The following is a 332-nucleotide window of genomic DNA, read 5'->3' as shown; positions in this document are numbered from 1 at the left end:
CGTTATCTTCATGACCTCGCTGACAGGCAACGAGGATCGCGTCGAGGGCTTTTCGGCGGGCGGGGTCGATTACGTGACCAAGCCGTTGCGCGTCGACGAGACGCTGGCGCGTGTCGGCGTGCATCTCGAACTGCGCGCGATGCACAAGCAGCTTCTTGCACAGAACCGGCAACTGCTTGCCGAAGTGGCCGTGCGCAAGGAAACGGAGGCTGCGCTATCGCAGGCGCGCGACGATCTCGAACAGCGCGTCGCGTTGCGCACCGAAGAACTGGCGCGCGCCAACGCGAACCTGCAGGCGCAGATCGACGAGCGGCGGCGCGCGGACGCGCGCT

The 332-nt window shown here is 66.3% G+C and carries 1 pseudogene; it reads left to right on the top strand.

Annotation, left to right across the window (positions count from 1 at the left end):
- A pseudogene (locus tag AB4Y32_RS40525) lies at positions 1-332 on the top strand (response regulator); the annotation flags it as partial.

It is taken from the genome of Paraburkholderia phymatum, from assembly GCF_040965635.1.
In the GTDB taxonomy this organism is placed as follows: Bacteria; Pseudomonadota; Gammaproteobacteria; order Burkholderiales; family Burkholderiaceae; genus Paraburkholderia; species Paraburkholderia phymatum_B.
Note: the sequence above shows the minus strand (reverse complement) of the source record. Positions and strands in the feature narration are given on the sequence as shown.